This is a genomic window from Hydrogenophaga sp. (genome assembly GCF_019264445.1).
GTDB lineage: Bacteria > Pseudomonadota > Gammaproteobacteria > Burkholderiales > Burkholderiaceae_C > Hydrogenophaga.
The window spans coordinates 75,710-95,650 of sequence record NZ_JAHVAB010000067.1; the positions used below are offsets into that span (position 1 = coordinate 75,710).

A 19,941-nucleotide genomic window follows, 5' to 3' on the forward strand; every position below is an offset into this window, starting at 1 on the left:
CAGCGTCGTCTCAACCCAGTGGCACGGGCACAAAGATCTGGTTGCCATCGCGCTGGATCAGCAGCGCCAGCGACTTCGTCGCCTTGCCCAGCATCGCGCGCACCTGCTCCACGTTCTGCACCTTCGAGCCGTTGACGGCCAGCAGCACATCACCGGGCTGCACGCCAGCCAGGGCGGCGGGGCCCTGCGCGTCTTCCACCACCAGCCCGCCGTCCACCCCCACCTCACGCCGCTCCTGCGGCGCCAGGGGGCGCAGGGCCAGGCCCAGGCGGCCCTGGTCGGTCGCCTTCTCGGCGCCGGCGGTCTTCACGGCCTTGGCGGCGGCGTCCCCGAGTTGTGCCGTGAGCGTGACGGGCTTGCCCTGGCGCCACACGTCCAGCTTCACCTTCTCGCCGGGCAAGGCCTGGCCGATGAGCGCCGGCAGGTCGCCCGAGCTCACGATGGGCTGGCCTTCCATCTGGCGGATCACATCGCCCACCTGCAGGCCGGCCTGGGCGGCAGGGCTGCCCGGCTCCACGCTGGAGACCAGCGCGCCCTCTGGCTTGTCGAGCTTGAACGACTCGGCCAGGGTCTGGTTCACCTCCTGCACCGACACGCCCAGCCGCGCATGGCTGGCCTTGCCGTGGGCCACGATCTGGTCTTTCACCTTGAGCGCGGTCTCCATGGGAATCGCGAACGACAAGCCCTGGTAACCGCCCGTGTGGCTGTAGATCTGCGAGTTGATGCCCACCACCTCGCCGCGCGCATTGAACAGCGGTCCGCCCGAGTTGCCGGGGTTGACCGCCACGTCGGTCTGGATAAAGGGCACGAAGCTGTCGTCGGGCAGCGACCGGCCCTTGGCGCTCACCACGCCGGCGGTCACGCTGTTCTCAAACCCAAAGGGCGCGCCGATGGCCAGCACCCACTCGCCCACCTTCAGATCTTTCGTGCTGCCCAGCGGCACCACGGGCAGGTCTTTGGCATCGATGCGCAGCACCGCCACGTCGGTCTTGGGGTCCGAGCCCAGCACCTTGGCCACAAATTCGCGGCGGTCGGTGAGCTTCACCGTGACGCGCTGCGCGTTGCGCACCACGTGTGCGTTGGTCAACACCAGGCCGTCGGCGCTGATGATGAAGCCAGACCCCTGGCCGCGCGAGGGCGCCTCGCGCCCACCGCCCTGTCCACCCGGTGGCTGGAAGCGTTTGAAGAATTCGAACAGCGGATCGCTGGGGTCGATGCCTTGCGGGGCGCGTGTCTGCGCCTGCTGCTCGTCGTCCGCGCCGGCTTTGCCGATGACGCTGATGTTGACCACGGCGGCGCCGTGGCGCTGCGCGATCTGCGAAAAGTCGGGTACTGCGGCAGCGGCTACCGGCGCTTGCTGCGTGGCCACGGGCGCCGCCGCGGTGGCGGCTGTCCCCGTGACCAGACCCACGGTGGCACCACCCACAATGCCTGCAGCCGCCAGAGACAGCACCAGGCGCGATGCGGTGAGAGACAAGGTTTTCATGTGAGCTCCTTCAGCAGGACAGGTTGAACATGTCCGCTACTGTGAGCCCGCAGAGTTAGACGGTTCTTAAAGCGCCGGCAACCGCAGCGACACGCGCAAGCCGCCCAGCCGGCTGGAGTGCTCCAGCGCCAGCGCGGTGCCGTGCAGCTGTGCAATCGCGCTGGCAATGGCCAGCCCGAGGCCGCTGCCCGTGGCGGTCGAGCCGGGCACGCGGTAAAAGCGGTCGAGCACGCGGGCGCGATCGGCTTCTGCAATGCCGGGGCCACTGTCTTCCACTGTGAGCACCAGTTTCCCAGGTTCTCGACGGACCGACACATCCACCGTGCCGCCCTCGGGCGTGTACTTCAGCGCGTTGTCCACCAGATTGGTGAGCAAGATGCGCAGCGGCTCGGCATGGCCCTGTGCGGTTCCCGGGTCGCTGTCGCCGAGCCCCAGGTCGATCTGCCTGTGCGTGGCGGCAGGCGTGGCTTCGGCCACCACCTGAGCGGCGAGCGCGGCCAGGGCCACCGGCTGCGCCGGTTCACTGGCCGACGGCTGTGCCTGCTGGCGCGCGAGCGTCAGCAACTGCTCCACCAGCCGCGTGGCGCGGTCGATGCCCGTCAGCAAGCGCTCCACCGCGAGCTGTCGCGTGGCGTCATCGCGCGCGCGCTGCAGGCCCTGCGCCTGCAGGCGCAGCGCGGCCAGCGGTGAACGCAATTCGTGCGCGGCTTCAGCCACGAAATTCTTCTGCGCGTCAAACGCCTGGCGCACGCGGCCAAACAGCAGATTGAGCTCGTGCACCAGCGGCCGTATTTCATCCGGCAGGCCTTCCTCCTCCACCTCGGCGAGCTCATCGGCTTCGCGCGCTGCCACCTGCCGCCGCACCCGCGCCACCGGCGCCAGCGAGGCGCTCACCACCGCCCAGGCCACGAGCATGAGCAAAGGCGCCATCCACGCGATGGGCAGCACGGTGCGCCAGGCCAGCGCGCGCGCCATGGTTTGCCGCGGGCGCATGTCCTGCGCGACCTGAACCACCTGCGTGCGCGACTGCATCGAATACACGCGGTACGGCTTGCCATCCACCTCGATGTTGGAAAACCCCAGCACCGCGCGCTGCGGCAAGGCCGCGTTGTTGCCGGACTGGAACACGCGTAGGCCGTCCTGTGTCCAGACTTGTACAAAGAAGTCGAACGCCTCGGCGGGCAGCGGGGGCTCTTCGCCAGGGGGTGGCGGCAGGCCGGGTGGCACCATGCCCGCGCGCAGGGCCTGCGCCATTTGCTCCATGTGGTAGTCGAAGATGCCATCGGCCTCGGCGCGCGCCTGGCGATAGACCACCGCCGCCTGCAGGCCCGCCGCGAGCACGATGGCCAACAGGAGCAGGCCAATGAGGCGGGCGCGCAGCGAGTGCGTGGGCAGCGTCATGCCTTGGGCACCATGTAGCCCACGCCGCGCACGTTCTGGATGACGCCGGCACCCAGCTTCTTGCGCACGCCGTGGATGTACACCTCCACGGCATTGCTGCTGACGTCGTCCTTCCAGCCGTAGAGTTTTTCTTCCAGCTGGGCGCGAGACAGCACACGGCCCGGGCGTGCCATGAGCGGCTCCAGCACGGCCCATTCGCGCGCCGAGAGCACCACCGGTTCGCCCTGCACGGACACCTCGCGCGTGGCGGTGTTGATGGTCACGCCCAGGTGTTCGTAGACCGGCTCGGCACGCCCGGAGGCGCGGCGCAGCAAGGCACGAATGCGCGCCAGCAGCTCGTCCAGGTCGTAGGGCTTGAGGATGTAGTCGTCGGCCCCGGCGTCCAGGCCCTGCACGCGCTGCTGCACCGAGTCCCGCGCCGTGGCGATGAGCACGGGTACGCGGTCTTTCCGCGCACGCAGCTCCCGCAACACGTCCAGGCCATCGCGGCGCGGCAGTCCGAGGTCGAGCAGGATGAGGTCGTAGGTTTCGGCCTGCGCGGCGGTCGCCGCCATGTCGCCGTCGCGCACCCAGTCCACCGCGTAATGCTCGGCGCGCAGCAGGTCGAGCACCGCTTCGCCAATCATGGTGTCGTCTTCCACCAGCAACAGCCTCATGGGTGTGCGATCTCCAAACCGGTTCGTGGAACGAATGCCCCGGTGGGGCGCCTCAGCGCATGGTGCGGGGCTTCACTTAGGCCGGTCTTAGGGCCGCCGCTCGCTCAGGCGCCGTCGAGCAGTTTCTTCACGTCGGCGGCCAGCGCCGGTGCACCGCTGCCGTAACGGTTGTAGAGGCGAATGCGGCCTTGCGGGTCGTACACGTAGCTGCCCGCCGAGTGGTCCATCGAGTAGCTCGTGGGCGTAGGGCCGTTGACCTTCTTGTAGTAAATCTTGTAGCTCTTGGCCACCTCGGGCAGCGCATCGGGCGCGGCGTACAGGGCCAGGAACGTCGGGTCGAAGTTGGCCATGTACTGCTGCATGATCTCGGGCGTGTCGCGCTCGGGGTCGATGCTGATGAAGATGCCCTGCAGGCGCTCACCGTCGGGACCGAGCAGGCGCTTGGCTTCGGCGAGTTCGCTCATGGAGGTGGGGCACACATCGGGGCACTGGGTGAACCCGAAGAACACCACCACCACCTTGCCCTTGAAATCCGCCAGCGTGCGCAGCTTGCCGTTGTGATCGGTGAGCGAAAAACCCTTGGCGTAGTCGGCGCCCGTGATGTCGATGCCGGCGAACGCGGCGGGCGCGGCCGCTTTCTCGGAGCAGGCGGCCAGGCCCAGGGTTCCGAGGCTCAGGGCAAGCAGGTGGCGGCGGTTCATGGCAGTGGCCTCACAGGTAGTGGTCAATCAACAGCGCCGCAAACAGCAGCGCCAGGTGAATCAGCGAGAAGCGGAAGGTCTTGCGGGCCAGCGCATCGGAGTAGTTGCGCCACAGCGCAAAGGCATACCCGAAGAAGCCGATGCTCAGTGCCACTGCCACCACCAGGTAGAACCAGCCGCTCATGCGCATCACGAAGGGCATGAGGCAGGCGGCGAAGAGCACCAGCGTGTAGAGCAGGATCTGCAGGCGCGTGAACTCGGAGCCGTGTGTCACGGGCAGCATCGGCAGGCCGGACTTGCGGTAGTCCTCGACGCGGTAGAGCGCCAGCGCCCAGAAATGCGGGGGCGTCCAGAGAAAGATGATGAGGAACAGGATCAGCGCCTCGGGCGACACCACGCCCGTCATGGCCGCCCAGCCGAGCACCGGGGGCATGGCGCCGGAGGCGCCGCCGATCACGATGTTCTGCGGCGTGAGCGGCTTGAGGATCACGGTGTAGATCACCGCGTAACCCACGAAGGTGGCAAACGTGAGCCACATCGTCAACGGGTTCACCAGGAAATACAGCACCGCCGACCCGGCAGCGCACAGCACAGCCGAAAAGCTCAGCGTGCGCGCATTGGTGAGCTGCCCCTTGGCGGTGGGCCGCCAGGCGGTGCGCTTCATGCGCGCGTCAATGTGCTGCTCGACCACGCAGTTGAACGCCGCGGCCGCACCGGCCACCAGCCAGATGCCAAAGCACGCGATGGCGGCCAGCTGCACCTGCGCCCAGCTGGGCACACCCGGCACGGCGAGCACCATGCCGATGAGGGCACAGAACACGATGAGCTGGATCACGCGCGGCTTGGTGAGCGCGTGGTACTGGCGCCAGGCGGAGGGCGCGGCAGCTGCAAGAGAGGGGGTGGAAGCGGAGCTCATCGAATCGGATCAGACAAAGGCATGGCACGGGCGCGGGTCGCGGAAGCGGCGTCGCGCAGACGGGCCCGGCGTGTGCCGAAGAGCGCCCCCGTGAGCACAACCACCATGGCGGCAGCGCCCCCTGTGTGACCCACGGCGGCCAGCAGTGGCCAGTCGAGCACCACATTGGTCAGGCCGCTGGCGAACTGCCAGGCCGCCAGCAGGAGCAGCGCACGCGCGGTGCCCCGCATGCCGGCGACCGACCACAGGCGCCAGCCCAGCCACACCATGGCCGCCAGCACGAGGTACGCCATGAGGCGGTGCACGTAATGAATGGCCGTGAGCGCCGGGAACGCGATGGCCTCACCGGCACGGTTCTGTCCGAGCTCACGCCAGAGCGTGAAGCCCTGGCGAAAGTCCATCGTCGGCCACCAGCTGCCCTGGCAGGTCGGGAACTCGCTGCAGGCCAGCACCGCGTAGTTGGTGCTGACCCAGCCACCCAGAGCAATCTGCAGCCACACGAGCGCAAACACCGCGCCCAGCGCCCAGCGCAGCCGACCTGGCAATGCCACAGGACCGGGATGCCCCGGCGCAGCCAGCGCATAACCCACCGACTGCGCGCGCAGCAAGGCGAGCAAGCCCAGCCCGCCTAACAGGTGGAGCGTGACGATGGCGGGAAAAAGCTTCATGGTGACGGTGAGGGCACCGAATGCACCTTGCAGGCACACCCACACCAGCGTGACCAGCGGCCACACATACGACACGCTCAGGCGCTTGCGCTCGATCCAGCTGACGAGCGACAGCACCAGGATCAACACGCCCACCGCCGTGGCGAGGTAGCGGTGGATCATCTCGATCCAGGCCTTGGAGAACGTGACCGGGCCGTGCGGCATGGCCTCCTGCGCGGCGGCGATCGACACACTGGCGCCCACCGGGCTGGCACTGCCATAGCAACCCGGCCAGTCGGGGCAGCCCAACCCGGAGTCCGTGAGGCGGGTGAAAGCGCCAAACAGCACCAGATCGAAAGTCAGGAACAAGGTGATGAGCGTGAGCACGCGCAAGCGCTGCGCGGGCGGCGCGTGGCGGTTGCGCACCCACACCCATGCCAGCGGCCCGAGCGCGATCACCACGCCGAGCAGCATGAGGCGCGCGATGGGAGCGAGGTCGTACAGCGGCTGGGTGTCCATGTCAGTTCGCCCTGCCTTCCTTGTCCCAGAAGGCCGAAGCGCGCAGCAGGCGGTCCAGGTCGCGCTTGGCCTGCTTGGGATCGATCTTGGCGGGGAACCGCATCATCCAGTTGCCCAGGGGGTCGACCACATACAGGTGGTCTTCCAGCTTTTGCCCCACCGCAGGCTGCAGCCAGCCGGCCAGTGCCTGCGCGTCCACATGCAGCACCGTGGCAGCGGCTGTGGCCTTGAGCAGGGGTTCTGCGAGCGTCGCGTCACCCGTGCGCAGCCAGACCCAGTCCATGCGCTCCTTTTCGCGCCCCAGCGTTTCGCGCAGCTGGCGCTGCAACAGCAGGTGCTCCTGGCACGCCGCGTCGCACGCGCTGTCGGCCACGCTGATCAGCAGCCACTGGTCTTTGAGCGAGGTCAAAGGCACCACTTGCCCTTGTGCGTTGGTGCCACTGAAGGCGGGCAGCGGGCGCTGCGGATCAATCAGTTCACCGTAGTTGCGGCGACCTTCGGGGCGCACCACGTAGTACATGAAATAGGAGGCGATGACAGGCGCCGCGCACACCAGCATCAGGCCGATCATCTTCCAGCGGCCCGCGCGCGTGCTGGCCACCGCCTGCGCGCTGGCCTGATCCAGCGGCGGCAGGCTGTGCACGGTCAGGGTCAGGGGTTCATCGGGCGTCTGTGCCATGGAGTCTGCGCTTTCGGCGGGGGGAGAGAATTTGGAACCAGAGATACAGCAGGCCTGCAAGGGCGCACAGGGAGAACCATTGGAAGGCGTAGCCGTGGTGCTTGTGCACATCGATCGCCACCAGAGGCCAATCGCGCAACAGGCCATCGGCCACGGGGTTGGTCTGCAAGACCGACACGGCCAACAGGGGCAAGCCGGTTTCCCGAGCGAACAAGGCAAGGTCGATATTTTGCCGGATCGCCCCCGTGCTCGACTCGCCCAGCTCATATAGCTTGCCCGGCGGGGGGGCCAATCGGCCCTCCAGCTCGACGCGGCCCGCAGGGGTGGGCACCACTGGCACGCGGCTGCGGTCGGTGAAGTCGCGCGGCACCCAGCCACGCTGCACCAGAACTACCTGCTGGCTGCCTTCCAGTTGCAGCGGCGTGACCACGAAGAAGCCCACACGAGTGTTCATCTGGCGGTTGTCCAGGAAGACGGTGCGCTCAGGCATCCAAGTGCCCGTGAGGCGCGCGGGCCGGTGCACGCCCTGCGTCGCGTCGGCTGCGGCCAGCAGCTCCGTGTTGCTCCACACGGACAACGCACCCCGTTCGTTGATCTGCGTCTGCAGCGCCGTCTTCTGCGCAGCGCGCTCCAGCTGCCAAAGGCCCAGCGACGCCGTGGCCGCCATGGTGAAGGCGGTGGCCAAGGTCACGATCCAGAATCGAAGGGTGGTTCGTGTCATGCGCTCGCCATCCAACCCTTCGGCGCGCCCGGTTGCGAGCGCGCGGAGATAATTCGACGCATGAAATATCTGGTCATCGTGGCATTCATCGCCATCATCGGCAGCCTGGCAGCGGCATTGGTGTACATGATGCGGGGGGGTAGCACGACGGAGGCCGATGGCTCTGCGCGCAAGAACCACATGGCACGTGCGCTGGCCTTTCGGGTCGGTTTTTCCATTCTGCTCTTTGTGGTGGTTCTGGTCTGCTACCTGATGGGGTGGATCCAGCCCACCGGGTTGCCCCTGAGAGGGTGAGCTCACAGACGCCATCAACAAAAAAGCGCCGGAAGGCGCTTTTTTGTTGCGTTCACGCGGGAGGGGCGGATGCACCACCCCCGTCGCTCACATCCAGTACACCAGGATGTACAGGCCAAGCCAGACCACGTCCACAAAGTGCCAGTACCAGGCGGCGCCTTCGAAACCGAAGTGTCGCTGCGCGGTGAAATGGCCCTTTTGCAAGCGCAGGGTGATGAACAACAGCATCAGCATGCCCACAAACACGTGGAAGCCGTGGAAACCGGTGAGCATGAAGAAGGTGGATCCAAACACACCCGAGGACAGCTTGAGGTTCAGGTCGCCGTAGGCGTGCGCATATTCATAGCCCTGAACGAACAGAAACACGATGCCCAGCACCACGGTCATCCACATGAAGGCAATCGTGCGGCTGCGGTTACCCACCTGCAGGGCATGGTGAGCAATGGTCAGCGTGACGCCCGAGGTCAGCAGCAACGCGGTGTTGATCGTGGGCAACCAGAAGGGACCCATGGTCTGGAAGGGCTCGACGATGCCGCCGGGCGATGCCGTGGCACCGGCCTGAACGCTGGGCCAAACCGCCGTGAAATCCGGCCAGATCAGCGCGTTTTCAATGTTGCCGAGTGCAGGCACCGAGTGGGTGCGCGTCCACCAGAGCGCGGTGAAGAAAGCGCCGAAAAACATCACCTCCGAAAAGATGAACCAGCTCATGCTCCAGCGGTACGACAGGTCGATCTTGCGGCCATACATGCCGGCCTCACTCTCGTGCACCGAATCGCGGAACCACTGGAACAGCACCACCAGCCAGAACGCGAGGCCAAAGGCCAGCGAATAGGCGCCCCAGCCCGCACCGTTGATCCACTGACCAGCGCCCAGGATCACGAAGAAAAGACCGATGGCGGCCATGACCGGGTGGCGCGAGGGGCCTGGGACGTAGTAGTAGGGCGTCGTGCCGTGTGTTGCTGCTGACATGCTCACTCCTGTTGTGCTTTCGCTTGTATCTAATGTCTAAAAATCAAAAAACGGTGGGCCCACGCCTCAGCCTGCCACCCAGTTCACCAGCACGATCAGCGCCAGCACGAACAGAAACGCCATCCCCACGCCCACCGCAATCAGGTGCAGCGGGTTGAGCTTGGCAATGTCCTTCTGGTAATCGGCGTTGCGGCGCACACCCAGGAATCCCCACGACACGGCCTTGACCGTATCGATGAAAGAGCCTTTGCGCTCGTGCGCGGCTTCCGGCTTGGTCGTCATACGGCACCTGCGGGTTTGACCGGCTCAGGGCTCTTGGCCTGCGGCGCGTCGTCGGGCGCTGCCGGCACCTTGCCACCCACTTCAAAGAAGGTGTAGGACAAGGTGATGGTGGTCACGTCTTTGGACAGACGCGGGTCGATCACGAACGCCACCGGCCATTCCTTTTTCTCACCCGCCTGCAGCGTGTACTGCGTGAAACAGAAACACTCCAGCTTGTTGAAATGGGCCGCAGCCTGTTTGGGCGCGTAGCTCGGAATGGCCTGGGCCGCCATGGTGCGGTTCTGGATGTTCTGGAACTCGTACATCACCGTCGCCAGTTCACCAGGGTGCACCTGCAACGAACGCACGGCCGGCTTGAAATGCCAGGGTCCGCGCGCATTCACGTCGAACTCCACCGTGATGGTGCGCGACCGGTCGACCTGCGTATTGCTCGGCATGGACGACGGTGCCGCGCCAGGAACCCGCAACTCGGAGACCGCCAGCACGTTGATGCCGAGGGCCTCACAGATGTGGCGGTAAATCGGCACCAACGCATAGCCGAAGGCAAACATGCCCAGCGCGATCACGCCGAGCTTGCCCACCATCTTGAGGTTTTCGCGCCGAAGTCCCACGAGCGTGTTCCAGTCAGATTGCCGGGTCAGAAGCCCAGCACAAACCGCTTGCCAACGAAGCCGAAGAAAAACACCACGGCCACCGACGCGAGGATCAGGCCCAGGCGGCGGTTGTTCTTTTTTTGTTCGGGTGTCATGGTGTGTTTCAACGTCAGTGGCGCGGACTCAGCCGATCACCTTGGTGGCGGTTGCGTCGAGCTTGGGCGGGTTCTCGAAGGTGTGGAACGGTGCGGGCGATGGCACTTCCCATTCCAGACCTTCTGCGCCTTCCCAAGGCTTCTGCACAGCCTTCTCACCCTTGCCGCGCATGGCGGGGACAATCACGGCCAGGAAGAAATAGACCTGGGCAATACCAAAACCGAAGGCGCCCACCGATGCGATGGCATTGAAGTCAGCGAACTGCATGGGGTAGTCGGCATAACGGCGCGGCATGCCCGCCAGACCCAGGAAGTGCATCGGGAAGAAGGTGATGTTGAACGAGATCATCGACCACCAGAAATGGATCTTGCCGCGCGTCTCGCTGTACATCACGCCCGTCCACTTGGGCAGCCAGTAGTAGATGCCCGAGAACATGGCAAACAGCGAGCCCGCCACCAGCACGTAGTGGAAGTGCGCCACCACGTAATAGGTGTCCTGCATCTGGATGTCGATCGGCGCGACCGACAGGATCAGGCCCGTGAATCCACCGATGGTGAACACAAAGATGAAGCCGACGGCCCACAGCATGGGTGTCTCGAAGGTCATCGAGCCCTTCCACATGGTGGCAATCCAGTTGAAGATCTTCACGCCCGTGGGCACGGCGATCAGCATCGTGGAGTACATGAAGAACAGCTGGCCCGTCACCGGCATACCGGTGGTGAACATGTGGTGCGCCCAGACGACGAAGGACAGGATCGCAATGGAGCCCGTGGCATACACCATGGAGGCATAACCAAACAGCTTCTTGCGCGCGAAAGCAGGCACGACCTGGCTCACGATGCCGAAGGCCGGCAAGATCATGATGTAGACCTCGGGGTGACCGAAGAACCAGAAGATGTGCTGGTACATCACCGGGTCACCGCCACCGGCGGGGTTGAAGAAGCTGGTGCCGAAATGGCGGTCGGTCAGCGTCATGGTGATCGCGCCAGCCAGCACAGGCATCACGGCGATCAGCAGGTACGCGGTGATCAGCCAGGTCCAGCAGAACATGGGCATCTTCATCAGCGTCATGCCGGGCGCGCGCATGTTCAGGATGGTGACGATGATGTTGATCGAACCCATGATGGACGAAGCGCCCAGGATGTGCATGGCGAAAATGCCGGCATCCATGGAGGGGCCCATCTGCAGCGTCAGCGGGGCGTACAGCGTCCAGCCGGCGGCGGGTGCGCCACCGGGCATGAAGAACGACGACACGAGCATGATCGCGGCCGGAATCATCAGCCAGAAGCTGAAGTTGTTCATCCGGGCGAACGCCATGTCAGACGCGCCGATCTGCAGCGGAATCATCCAGTTCGCGAAGCCCACGAAGGCCGGCATGATCGCGCCGAACACCATGATCAGGCCGTGCATGGTGGTGAGCTGGTTGAACAACCCGGGGTTCACCAGTTGCAGGCCCGGCTGGAAAAGCTCGGCGCGAATCAGCAGCGCCAGAACGCCGCCGATCATCAGCATGGTGAACGAGAACAGCAGGTACAGCGTACCGATGTCCTTGTGGTTGGTGGCGTACACCCAGCGGCGCCAGCCCGTGGGGGCATGGTGGTCGTGGTCGTGGCCGTGCGCGTCGTGGTGGTCAAGAACTGCACTCATGGTCGATTCCTTTGAGACTCAATATTTTTCTGGCAACCGGATCACTTGCGGGCGGCCTGCACTTCAGCCGGCTGCACGATCTGTGCGGTCTTGTTCGACCAGTTGTTCTTGGCGAAGGTCATGACCGCGGCCAGCTCGGTGTCGGAAAGCTGCTTCCAGGCGGGCATTGAGCCGCCGGCGGCGCCATTGAGCAGCACGCTGATCATCTTGCCGTGGTCGGCGTCTGTCACGATGGCCGAACCATCCAGCGGCTTGATCGGGCCTGCGCCTTTGCCGTTGGCCTGGTGGCAGGCGGCGCAGTTGGCGGCGTACACGGATTCACCGCGCTTGGCCAGGTCCGCAAGCGTCCACACCTTGCTTGGGTCATCGGCTGCTGCGGCCATCGCTTTTTGTTTGTCGGTCACCCAGGCGGTGTACTCCTCCGCCGTCACCACCTTCACGTGGATGGGCATGTAGGCGTGCTCCTTGCCGCAGAGTTCAGCGCACTGGCCATAGAAGTCGCCGGTCTTTTCGGCGCGGAACCACGTGTCGCGCACGAAACCGGGGATCGCATCCTGCTTCACACCAAAGGCCGGAACCATCCACGCATGGATGACGTCGTTTGCGGTGGTGATGATGCGGACCTTCTTGTTCACCGGCACCACGAGTGGGTTGTCCACCTTCAGCAGGTAGTCGTCCGTCGCTTCGGGCTTGCCGCTGTTGGACATCACGCGGTGGCTGTTGTCCAGCGTCGAGAGAAAACCGATGCCCTCGCCTTCGCCCTTGATGTAGTCGTAGCCCCATTTCCACTGCATGCCCGTGGCCTTGATGGTCAGGTCGCTGTTGGTGGTGTCTTTCTGGGCCACCAGCACCTTGGTGGCGGGCAATGCCATGCCAATCACGATGAGCAGGGGCACGATGGTCCAGCCCAGCTCCACCCAGATCGGCTCTGCCAGCGTCTTGGCCTTGTGCCCGACCGACTTGCGGTGCTTGAGGATGGAATAGAACATCACGCCGAAGACGATGACGAAGATGACGGCGCACAAGCCCATCATGAACCAGTGCAACCAGTGCTGCTCTTCAGCAATGCGGGTGACAGGCGGATGGAAGTTGAGCTGGTTCACGGCGGGCCCGCCCGCCAGGTCCTTGACGCCTTGAGCGGCGACCACGGACCAAGCACCAGCGCCCAAAGCCAGCGTGGTGCCCGCAGCGCGAATCGCTGACCAACGGTTTCGCAGGGAACCCACCTTTTTATTCGTCGTACTCACTTTAAGCGCCTCAAATATAAGTATTGATTTATATCAATGCCGATTAGAACAAAATTTCCGGGCTCACCCACCCAAAACCCCACCATCACACGCCACGCAAAGCCTGACGTATCTCCCGCGCAAGGACCGGGCGCAAGTCAGGGCGCAAGTAACGCCCCACCTGGACCGACTGTCCTCCACCGCGCACCTCGATCAGCCGCCCTGCATCTGCAGACGACTCCACCCGCACCCAATCGCGGACAAACTCACACCGCGTGGTGCGCCCAGCCGTTTCCTGCTCCACCACCAGCCGGCCATCCGCCAGACAAATGCGCTCACGGTCTGCGGCATGGCGCGCATACATGAGGAAGGCGGCAGCCACGGCGACGAGCTCCAGGGCCGCAAAAGGCAACACCAGCGTGGCCCCTTGCGACCAGAAGAACCCGGCTACTGCCAGCGACAGCACGCACATGGAGGCGTACAGACCACCCAGCTGTGCAGGCGTGACCGAACAGTTGCGCTTCAAGGACCACTCCACGCCTTCTTCAGACTGGGTCGCGAAACGAAAATCGTTGCAGGCAAGGCTCACACCCACCACCGGTTCAAGCCGCGCTCAGCCCGCAGGCCCGCGCGTTGACGCAGGGAAAATACCCTTGAAACTTGGATCGGTCGCAATTGTAGCGGCCACAGCGCTGGCTTCCGGGCGAAAAGCCGCCACATCCGACTCGGACAATGCGCTTGCGCGACTGCAGAGCCGCCGAAATGTCCAAGGTTCAGCCGCGATGACCGCGCAACATGGCGCGCATGTCCTCCATGGGCACCGCCGTGGACGGGGCCACAGGCACGCGAGGCACCGGCTTGAAGGCGTGGCCGTAAATGACCTCGAAGGTCAGCAACAGCCGCCCGTCGGCATCCCGCGGCAGCGCCGCCTCGATCACCTGGCACAAGCGCTGCCGCCAGTGGCGCGATCGGCACGCGCCAAAGCGGCTCGCGTACAGGTTGCGACCGAGGCCGCGCAACTCGGCCAGCAGGGGCTCGGCGCTGCTGTACGACAGCGTAATGCGCTCCATGTCCATCACTGGCTCTGCAAAACCGTTTTGCACCAGCATGTCGCCCCAGTCGTGCATGTCGGTGAACGCATGTGCGGGGTCCGGCCACCCTTGGGCGGCATACACCGCACGCAGCTCGCGCAGGCTGTCTGGCCCCAGACAGGAGAACATCAGAAAACCGTTGGTCTGGATGTGCTTGTGCCAGCGCTGGATCAGCGTCTGCGGGTGAGGCTCCATGTGCAGGGCCATGTTGGCCCAGAGCATGTTCACGCGGGTATCCGGGTTGCTCGCCAGCGGCTCCCGGGCACGCATCCAGTTGAGGGGATTCCACGCAGCGCCCTTCGTGTCGCGGGTCGCCTGCAAGGCCTCAGGCAGGTGTCTGGCGGCCACATGACAGGCGGCGTCGGGCAACTGGGAGCGAATCTGCTGATGCGCCTGCAAGCCGCCGGTGACGGGCTCCCAATGCAACCAACTCGAAGGCGATTCCTTGAACCATTTCAGGCGCTCCACCATGCGGGAAGCCACCTCCTCGTGCAACCAGGGTGTGGCGGTCCGAGCCAGGCCGTGCCACCGTTGAGCGGCCACAGGATCCAGGCCGGGCACGGGAGATTCAGGAGTAATCGAGATGTTCAAACCGGGGCCGACAAAGCCGGAAAAGGCACCGCACCGCGGCGGCCCGCCAGTATATTGGCCCCATGTTCAAGGCATGGCGCACCCAGTGGAATTCCTTGCCGAGCGCCTGCCAGGTGTGTGGCATGTGGTCGAGTGACCCCGTCTGCTCGCCCTGTGTGCGGCGTTTTCAACCTTCGCAACCGCGCTGCATCCAGTGCGCACACCGCGTACCTGAAGGCAGCGAGATGTGCGGAACATGCCTGACCCGGGAGACGCCGACCGACCTGAGCGCCTGCGTGGCCGCCGTGGACTACGCGTATCCCTGGGACACGCTGATTGCACGCTTCAAATTTCGCGAAGAACCGGGCTGGGCGGCCCTCTTTGCCCGCCAGATGCTCAGCGCGCCCAACGCCGGGGCGCTGCTGGCGGCCTGCGATCTCGTCGCCCCTGTGCCGCTCACACCGAAGCGGCTGGCCGAGCGCGGATACAACCAGGCTTGGGAACTGGTGAAAGCGTTGCAACGCGGGAGCGAGCCGCCGACCACCCTCCTTGCGCAGCCCGACGCTCTGGTGCGGCTGATCGAAACCCCCGACCAGCACAGCCTCAAGCGCCAGCAGCGCCTGCTCAACCTGCATGGCGTCTTCGCCGCGCATCCCCGGCACGCTCCCCACCTGGAGGGCAAGCACGTGCTGCTGGTGGACGATGTGACCACCACCGGAGCAACCTTGCAGGCCGCCGCGCACGCCCTGCGCCAGGCAGGCGCCACCGCGGTCAGCGCCCTGGTGTTTGCGCGCACACCGCGTTGATATGCTCGCACGCCACGTCCCTGTGCCCACCCATGTTCAACATCGTCCTTGTCCACCCGGAAATTCCGCCCAACACCGGCAATGTGATCCGCCTCAGCGCGAACACGGGCTGCGCGCTGCACCTCATTGAACCGCTGGGCTTTTCGATGGAAGACAAGCACATGCGCCGCGCGGGGCTCGACTACCACGAGTACGCCCGTGTGCGCCGCCATGCCGACTGGGCGAGCTTTCTGACCAATGAGGCTCCCGACCGGCAACGCATGTTCGCCTTCACCACGCGTGGCAGCCACAACGTGTTCGACAACCCCTTTCAGGCTGGCGACTGGCTGGTCTTCGGGTCCGAAACACAGGGCCTTCCCGAGACCTTGCGCGAATCTTTTCCCGGTGAGCAACGCTTGCGGCTGCCGATGGTCGAGGGGCAGCGCAGCCTGAACCTCTCCAACGCGGTGGCCGTCACGGTGTTTGAGGCCTGGCGCCAGCTGCAGTTTGCAAAGGCAGTTCCGTGATGCAGGTCACGCAAGTGGCGGGGGACTGAACTCGCGCCGCGCCCGATGCGCGCAACATCCGTGTGCCAGCCCGATCAGGCAGACCCCGCGCCATTGAGCGCGGGCCTGATCGTTACAAATACCCACCGGGACGGTTGCATGGAGACCGCATTGATTTCTGTCCTCACACGGATATTCCGGGTGAATCTCGCCTCTCGCCAGCGCCCTCATCGCACGCCCAGCGTGAAGGACGTGGCGCGCATCCGCAGCCAGCTTGAACACAGCATTTCGGATTGCCCGAGCGATGCAGCACAGCGGCTTCGCAAGAAAATTGCGCAGACGCGCTCACCCCAGGAGCTGTGGCTGCTGCGCAATGACGCGTATCAACTGATTTCCCAGCAGCACGACCAATCGGTCGCGGCCGACCGCATCAACCGTCTGATCCGCTTCTTTGAAGGCTGGCTCGACCCCAAGCAGCTCGTGCGCATCAAGTAACGCACACGGTCCGTGCCCTCAGGGGTACTGGCGCACCAGCGATTCAGCAAAACACACGGGCTTGTCGGCACCTTCACGCTCGACCACCACGGCCCACGTCATTTGCTGCCCCCCTTGGTCAATGGGTTCCATGGCCTGCAGGGTGAGTCGGGCCCGCACGCGGCTGCCCACGGGCACGGGCGCTGTGAAGCGCACGCGGTTCAGACCGTAGTTCACGCCCATGCGGGTGTTGCGGATGTCGAAAGCCGACTCGAAAAACACCGGCAACAACGACAACGTGAGAAACCCGTGCGCAATGGGTGCGCCAAACGGTCCTGCCTTCGCACGCTCCACGTCCACATGGATCCACTGGTGATCACCCGTGGCTTCGGCGAAGCGGTTGACCTGTTCCTGGGTGATGGTCATCCAGTCGCTGATGGCCACTTCCTGGCCCACGCAGGCCGCAAGCTCGGCCAGGGATTCAAAGGTTTTCATGCGAGGCACTGTATCGGCTGACCCGCACCGCGCATGTCGGGCTGGCGACATGCGGGCCTCGCCTCAGCGATCCAGCCAGTCGCAAATGCCTTGCCACTGCCGCAGGTCTTTTTCGACACGGCTGGGTGTGACGTCGAAGAGCGTGAGCCCGCGCGCCGCGAGGTGCACATAGTTCTGCGTGTCGCGAAGCGCTCCCAGCACCGGCAGACCCAGGCTGGTCACAAACTCTCCCAGCTTGTCGGCCGAGATCGTTCGCATGTCGACACGCATGCCGACGATGCCCACCTGCAACTGCCCCGCGCGGCGGGACTCGGCCAGCTCGTCGATGAATGCTCGCGTGGCATAAATGTCGAAGATGCTGGGCTGCAGCGGCACGAGCACCTTGTCCGCCAGCTTGAGCACTTCCTTGAACTGCTTCCCGTGCAGCCCCGCCGGGGTGTCGAGCACGACATGGGTCACATCCTTGGGCGGGCGGGCGACCAGGTCTTTGGACACGTCCCAGGTCTGGATCGGCCGCGCCTCGGGAGGGCGCAGCTTGAGCCACAAGGCCGACGACTGCTGCCGATCCGCGTCACCCAGCATGACCGAGTGCCCCTTGCGGGCAAAGTAGCCAGCAACGTTGGTCGACAGCGTGGATTTGCCCACGCCTCCTTTGGGATTGGCAACCACCACGATGGGCATGTCGAGCTCCTGTGTGTGCGGACGACCCACGCGGCAGGCGGTGGGGATGAAGGGGATGGATCGAGCCCTATGTTATCGCCAGCGCATCCCACAGCAGTTTGCAGCCGGTCAGGAACATGCCGGTGTAAATCAGCCGGTAGAACAGCGCGGGCTTGATGCGCTTGGCAATGCGCACCCCCACCCAGACGCCGATGGGCGCAAAAGGCAGCAAGGCCAACGAAGTCGCCATGTTGCGCAGGTCCAGCAGCCCCAGCCAGGCATACGGCACCCACTTGGCCATGTTGATGAAGAAAAAGAAGAACGCCAGCGTGCCGGTGAAAACGGCGGGCGCCATGCGCAGCGGGATCACATAGGCATTGAGCGGGGGCCCGCCGGCGTGCGCCACGAAGCTGGTGAAGCCCGAGGTGACGGTGAGCAGGGCACCCACCCATCGAGGCGGCGGCGCACTGTCGGGCCGCGGCGGAAACAAAATCCGCTGGGCAAGAAAGACCAGCGTGAACCCACCCACGATGCCGGCCACCACCCGTGCGTCCAGCAGCTTGAAGAGGAGTGCGCCCACCACGATCCCCAGCAGCCCGGCCGGCAGGAGGAACAGGAGCAGGCGGCGGTCGACGTTTTTGCGGAAGGCCGCCATGCCTAGCAAGTCCATGAGCAACAACACCGGCATGAGGATGGCGGCGGCCTGGGGCACCGCCACGGCCATGGCCATCATGGGCACCGCCAGGGAGCCGAAGCCGGCGCCAAAGCCGCTCTTGCTGATGCCCAGCAAGAGCACCGCAGGAATGGCGACGAGATAGAAAAGGGGATCGGTGATGAGCGGGAAGTTCAAGCCGCCGATTGTCGCTGCTACCGGGAGCCCTTGCCCACGGCCCGCTGGGCGATGAAAAGAACGAAAGGCAGCAGCAATTCGGGCACCAGGTAACCCAGCCACACCGCCGCAGGCTGTGGCAGGCCCACCTGGCTGATCGACACCAGCCGCCCGATGCCGGCGCTCAGCACGGTGAAGGCAATCAGGTACACCAGCGTGCCCTGCTGCCGCACGGTAGCCCCGGCCCAGCCCGCGATCAAGCCAGAGCCGAAATACACACCGGCCATGAAACGGTGCACGTTGTCCAGGCGCGGCGTGGTGTCGGGCTGCCCAAGAAACAATTGCAATGCGCCGCCCGCAAGGGCAATGGCGGCGACCAGGAACAGACCGATCTGTACGACGCGCTGACTGGGACGCAGTGGAACCGGCATGGTTTTCATGGGCAGTGACTCGTGTGAAGACATGCGTTGCAATGTAGCGATGAGCCCTGCGAAACGCACGGCACTGGCGTGCCAATTCACAGCAGGCGCACGCCAGGCGCTCGGGTATAACCGCCGCATGCCAGCGCTTGCCCCCAGCTACACGGTGTCAGCCGATTTCGCGCAAAACCTGCTGTGGTCTGCGCAGGCCGAAGGCCTGGAGGTTGCGACGTGGCTGCAGTTGCTGGGCAGCGAGCACGCCCGCGATGCCCGGGTGCCGCTCTCGATGCTCGCCGACATCTGGACGTCGCTGCGCACGCAAGACCCCGACCCGCTGCTGGGCCTGCGCCTGGGGCGCCATTTCAGGCTCGGCCGATGGGGCATGGTGGAATTTTTCTTGCTCAATGCACGCACGCTCGGCGAGGCACTGCAGCAAGCCGCGGGCTACTGGCGTCTGGTCGTGGACAGCGACAAACAGGTGGCGCTGGCGCCCGTCAGCAACGGCTGGCGACTCACCCTCTCGCCGTCCAGCCACCCCCTGAGTCTGGCGCACGAGGTGGACCTGACGTATGCCGTTCAATTCATGCGCGCCATGCTGGGGCAGGCGCCTGAGGGGCTGGCCATCGGCCTGGCAACGCCAGCGCCAGCGCCCGATATTCAGGCGGCTTACCGCGCCCACTTCGGGTGTCCGGTGGCGTTCGGGCAAGCCTGCCACTGGCTGGACATCCCGCCGCATCTGGTGGCGCACGCGCTGCCCAATGCACACCCGCTGATCCTGCAGACGGTGCGTGCGCAGGCCGACCTGCAGCTCACGATGCTCAAGCGCCCTGCCAGCGTCAGGGGCTCCGTGACTCAGCTCGTTGAGCTGGGGGCATCGAGCCTGGAGCGCGCCGCCAGCCAGTTGGGGCTGAGCGCGCGCAGCCTGCAACGCCGCCTTCAGCAAGAAGGTGTTTCTTTTGCCTCGCTGAAAGACGAAGCCCTGCGGCGGCGCGCGCAAAAGCTGCTGCAGGAACCCAGGCTGTCGCTGAAGGAGGTGGCGTATTTCCTGGGCTATGAAGAACGCGGCTTTCACCAGGCCTGCGTGCGCTGGTTCGGCGCCGCACCGGGCCTATGGCGCGAGCGCTGGTTGACGTCCGGGCACGAGCGCTGCGCAGCGTCGACCGCACCGTGATCTCGCCGCGCCTGGCAGGGTGCGTGCGCGCCGCGCATGCAGCGAAAA

25 protein-coding genes are annotated in these 19,941 nt (G+C 65.2%); 5 read left to right on the forward strand and 20 right to left on the reverse strand.

Features of this window, described 5'->3' with window-relative positions; all coding sequences use genetic code 11:
- Positions 1-10 precede the first annotated feature (10 nt).
- From KXJ60_RS14545 to KXJ60_RS14580, 8 genes are all read right to left on the reverse strand, one after another.
- A complete protein-coding gene (locus tag KXJ60_RS14545) occupies positions 11-1,486 on the reverse strand; it encodes a Do family serine endopeptidase (protein WP_291129328.1) in 1,476 nt (491 codons plus the stop codon).
- Positions 1,487-1,552: 66 nt separating this feature from the next.
- Complete coding sequence (locus KXJ60_RS14550) at positions 1,553-2,887, reverse strand: ATP-binding protein (RefSeq protein WP_291129331.1); 1,335 nt, start codon at positions 2,885-2,887, stop codon at positions 1,553-1,555.
- Positions 2,884-3,543: a response regulator transcription factor gene (locus KXJ60_RS14555; protein ID WP_291129333.1), complete on the reverse strand. Its 660-nt coding sequence runs from the start codon at positions 3,541-3,543 to the stop codon at positions 2,884-2,886. Before KXJ60_RS14555 ends, KXJ60_RS14550 begins: the two co-directional genes overlap by 4 nt.
- A gap of 104 nt (positions 3,544-3,647) precedes the next feature.
- A complete protein-coding gene (locus tag KXJ60_RS14560) occupies positions 3,648-4,244 on the reverse strand; it encodes an SCO family protein (RefSeq protein ID WP_291129336.1) in 597 nt (198 codons plus the stop codon).
- Positions 4,245-4,254: 10 nt separating this feature from the next.
- The gene (gene cyoE / locus KXJ60_RS14565; RefSeq protein WP_291129338.1) at positions 4,255-5,160 is read right to left on the reverse strand and encodes a heme o synthase; all 906 of its coding nucleotides are present in this window, start codon (positions 5,158-5,160) and stop codon (positions 4,255-4,257) included.
- Positions 5,157-6,326 carry a COX15/CtaA family protein gene (locus KXJ60_RS14570; RefSeq protein WP_291129341.1) on the reverse strand — a complete coding sequence of 390 codons (1,170 nt, stop codon included), beginning with the start codon at positions 6,324-6,326 and terminating at the stop codon, positions 5,157-5,159. Before KXJ60_RS14570 ends, cyoE begins: the two co-directional genes overlap by 4 nt.
- Position 6,327: 1 nt before the next feature.
- Positions 6,328-7,005 carry a hypothetical protein gene (locus KXJ60_RS14575; RefSeq protein WP_291129344.1) on the reverse strand — a complete coding sequence of 226 codons (678 nt, stop codon included), beginning with the start codon at positions 7,003-7,005 and terminating at the stop codon, positions 6,328-6,330.
- Positions 6,986-7,726, reverse strand: coding sequence for an SURF1 family protein (locus KXJ60_RS14580; protein ID WP_291129346.1), 741 nt, complete (start codon positions 7,724-7,726; stop codon positions 6,986-6,988). The genes KXJ60_RS14575 and KXJ60_RS14580 overlap by 20 nt, the downstream gene beginning before the upstream one ends.
- A 60-nt stretch (positions 7,727-7,786) precedes the next feature.
- On the opposite strand from KXJ60_RS14580, the gene KXJ60_RS14585 reads away from it, so the two are divergent.
- On the forward strand, positions 7,787-8,020 hold the full coding sequence (locus KXJ60_RS14585; RefSeq protein WP_291129350.1) for a twin transmembrane helix small protein: 234 nt from the start codon (positions 7,787-7,789) through the stop codon (positions 8,018-8,020).
- 87 nt (positions 8,021-8,107) lie between these two features.
- On the opposite strand, the gene KXJ60_RS14590 is transcribed toward KXJ60_RS14585, so the two are convergent.
- From KXJ60_RS14590 to KXJ60_RS14625, 8 genes are all read right to left on the reverse strand, one after another.
- Positions 8,108-8,989 (reverse strand): cytochrome c oxidase subunit 3, encoded by an 882-nt coding sequence (locus KXJ60_RS14590; RefSeq protein ID WP_291129352.1) that lies wholly within the window; start codon positions 8,987-8,989, stop codon positions 8,108-8,110.
- A 66-nt stretch (positions 8,990-9,055) separates the two neighbouring features.
- Complete coding sequence (locus KXJ60_RS14595) at positions 9,056-9,271, reverse strand: DUF2970 domain-containing protein (RefSeq protein ID WP_291129355.1); 216 nt, start codon at positions 9,269-9,271, stop codon at positions 9,056-9,058.
- A complete protein-coding gene (locus tag KXJ60_RS14600) occupies positions 9,268-9,882 on the reverse strand; it encodes a cytochrome c oxidase assembly protein (protein ID WP_291129358.1) in 615 nt (204 codons plus the stop codon). The genes KXJ60_RS14595 and KXJ60_RS14600 overlap by 4 nt, the downstream gene beginning before the upstream one ends.
- A 26-nt stretch (positions 9,883-9,908) precedes the next feature.
- Positions 9,909-10,019, reverse strand: coding sequence for a cytochrome oxidase small assembly protein (locus KXJ60_RS14605; RefSeq protein ID WP_291129361.1), 111 nt, complete (start codon positions 10,017-10,019; stop codon positions 9,909-9,911).
- A gap of 28 nt (positions 10,020-10,047) precedes the next feature.
- A complete protein-coding gene (gene ctaD, locus KXJ60_RS14610; RefSeq protein ID WP_291129364.1) occupies positions 10,048-11,667 on the reverse strand; it encodes a cytochrome c oxidase subunit I in 1,620 nt (539 codons plus the stop codon).
- A gap of 41 nt (positions 11,668-11,708) precedes the next feature.
- Positions 11,709-12,815 (reverse strand): cytochrome c oxidase subunit II, encoded by a 1,107-nt coding sequence (gene coxB / locus KXJ60_RS14615; RefSeq protein WP_291129367.1) that lies wholly within the window; start codon positions 12,813-12,815, stop codon positions 11,709-11,711.
- A 184-nt stretch (positions 12,816-12,999) separates the two neighbouring features.
- Complete coding sequence (locus KXJ60_RS14620) at positions 13,000-13,419, reverse strand: DUF2244 domain-containing protein (RefSeq protein ID WP_363318058.1); 420 nt, start codon at positions 13,417-13,419, stop codon at positions 13,000-13,002.
- 247 nt (positions 13,420-13,666) lie between these two features.
- Positions 13,667-14,545 (reverse strand): biotin synthase, encoded by an 879-nt coding sequence (locus tag KXJ60_RS14625; RefSeq protein ID WP_291129374.1) that lies wholly within the window; start codon positions 14,543-14,545, stop codon positions 13,667-13,669.
- 254 nt (positions 14,546-14,799) lie between these two features.
- Here KXJ60_RS14625 and KXJ60_RS14630 point away from each other — a divergent pair, with 254 nt between their 5' ends.
- The 3 genes from KXJ60_RS14630 to KXJ60_RS14640 all read left to right on the forward strand — a co-directional run bounded on the left by KXJ60_RS14630 (position 14,800) and on the right by KXJ60_RS14640 (position 16,340).
- Entirely contained in the window at positions 14,800-15,360 is a 561-nt protein-coding gene (locus KXJ60_RS14630) for a ComF family protein (protein ID WP_291129377.1), read from the forward strand.
- A gap of 32 nt (positions 15,361-15,392) precedes the next feature.
- On the forward strand, positions 15,393-15,866 hold the full coding sequence (gene trmL / locus KXJ60_RS14635; protein WP_291129380.1) for a tRNA (uridine(34)/cytosine(34)/5-carboxymethylaminomethyluridine(34)-2'-O)-methyltransferase TrmL: 474 nt from the start codon (positions 15,393-15,395) through the stop codon (positions 15,864-15,866).
- A gap of 180 nt (positions 15,867-16,046) precedes the next feature.
- On the forward strand, positions 16,047-16,340 hold the full coding sequence (locus KXJ60_RS14640) for a hypothetical protein (protein ID WP_291129383.1): 294 nt from the start codon (positions 16,047-16,049) through the stop codon (positions 16,338-16,340).
- A gap of 18 nt (positions 16,341-16,358) precedes the next feature.
- Here the strand turns inward: KXJ60_RS14640 and KXJ60_RS14645 are convergent, their stop codons facing one another.
- The 4 genes from KXJ60_RS14645 to KXJ60_RS14660 form a co-directional block, all read right to left on the reverse strand.
- Positions 16,359-16,814: a MaoC family dehydratase gene (locus KXJ60_RS14645; RefSeq protein ID WP_291129385.1), complete on the reverse strand. Its 456-nt coding sequence runs from the start codon at positions 16,812-16,814 to the stop codon at positions 16,359-16,361.
- A gap of 63 nt (positions 16,815-16,877) precedes the next feature.
- Entirely contained in the window at positions 16,878-17,495 is a 618-nt protein-coding gene (locus tag KXJ60_RS14650) for a ParA family protein (RefSeq protein ID WP_291129388.1), read from the reverse strand.
- Between the two features lie 67 nt (positions 17,496-17,562).
- Positions 17,563-18,324, reverse strand: a complete 762-nt coding sequence (locus KXJ60_RS14655; protein ID WP_291129391.1) for a sulfite exporter TauE/SafE family protein — start codon at positions 18,322-18,324, stop codon at positions 17,563-17,565.
- Positions 18,325-18,341: 17 nt separating this feature from the next.
- Complete coding sequence (locus KXJ60_RS14660; protein ID WP_291129394.1) at positions 18,342-18,743, reverse strand: DUF4345 domain-containing protein; 402 nt, start codon at positions 18,741-18,743, stop codon at positions 18,342-18,344.
- Positions 18,744-18,861: 118 nt separating this feature from the next.
- Between KXJ60_RS14660 and KXJ60_RS14665 the strand changes: the two genes are divergently transcribed.
- A complete protein-coding gene (locus tag KXJ60_RS14665; RefSeq protein WP_291129397.1) occupies positions 18,862-19,893 on the forward strand; it encodes an AraC family transcriptional regulator in 1,032 nt (343 codons plus the stop codon).
- Positions 19,894-19,941 lie beyond the last annotated feature (48 nt).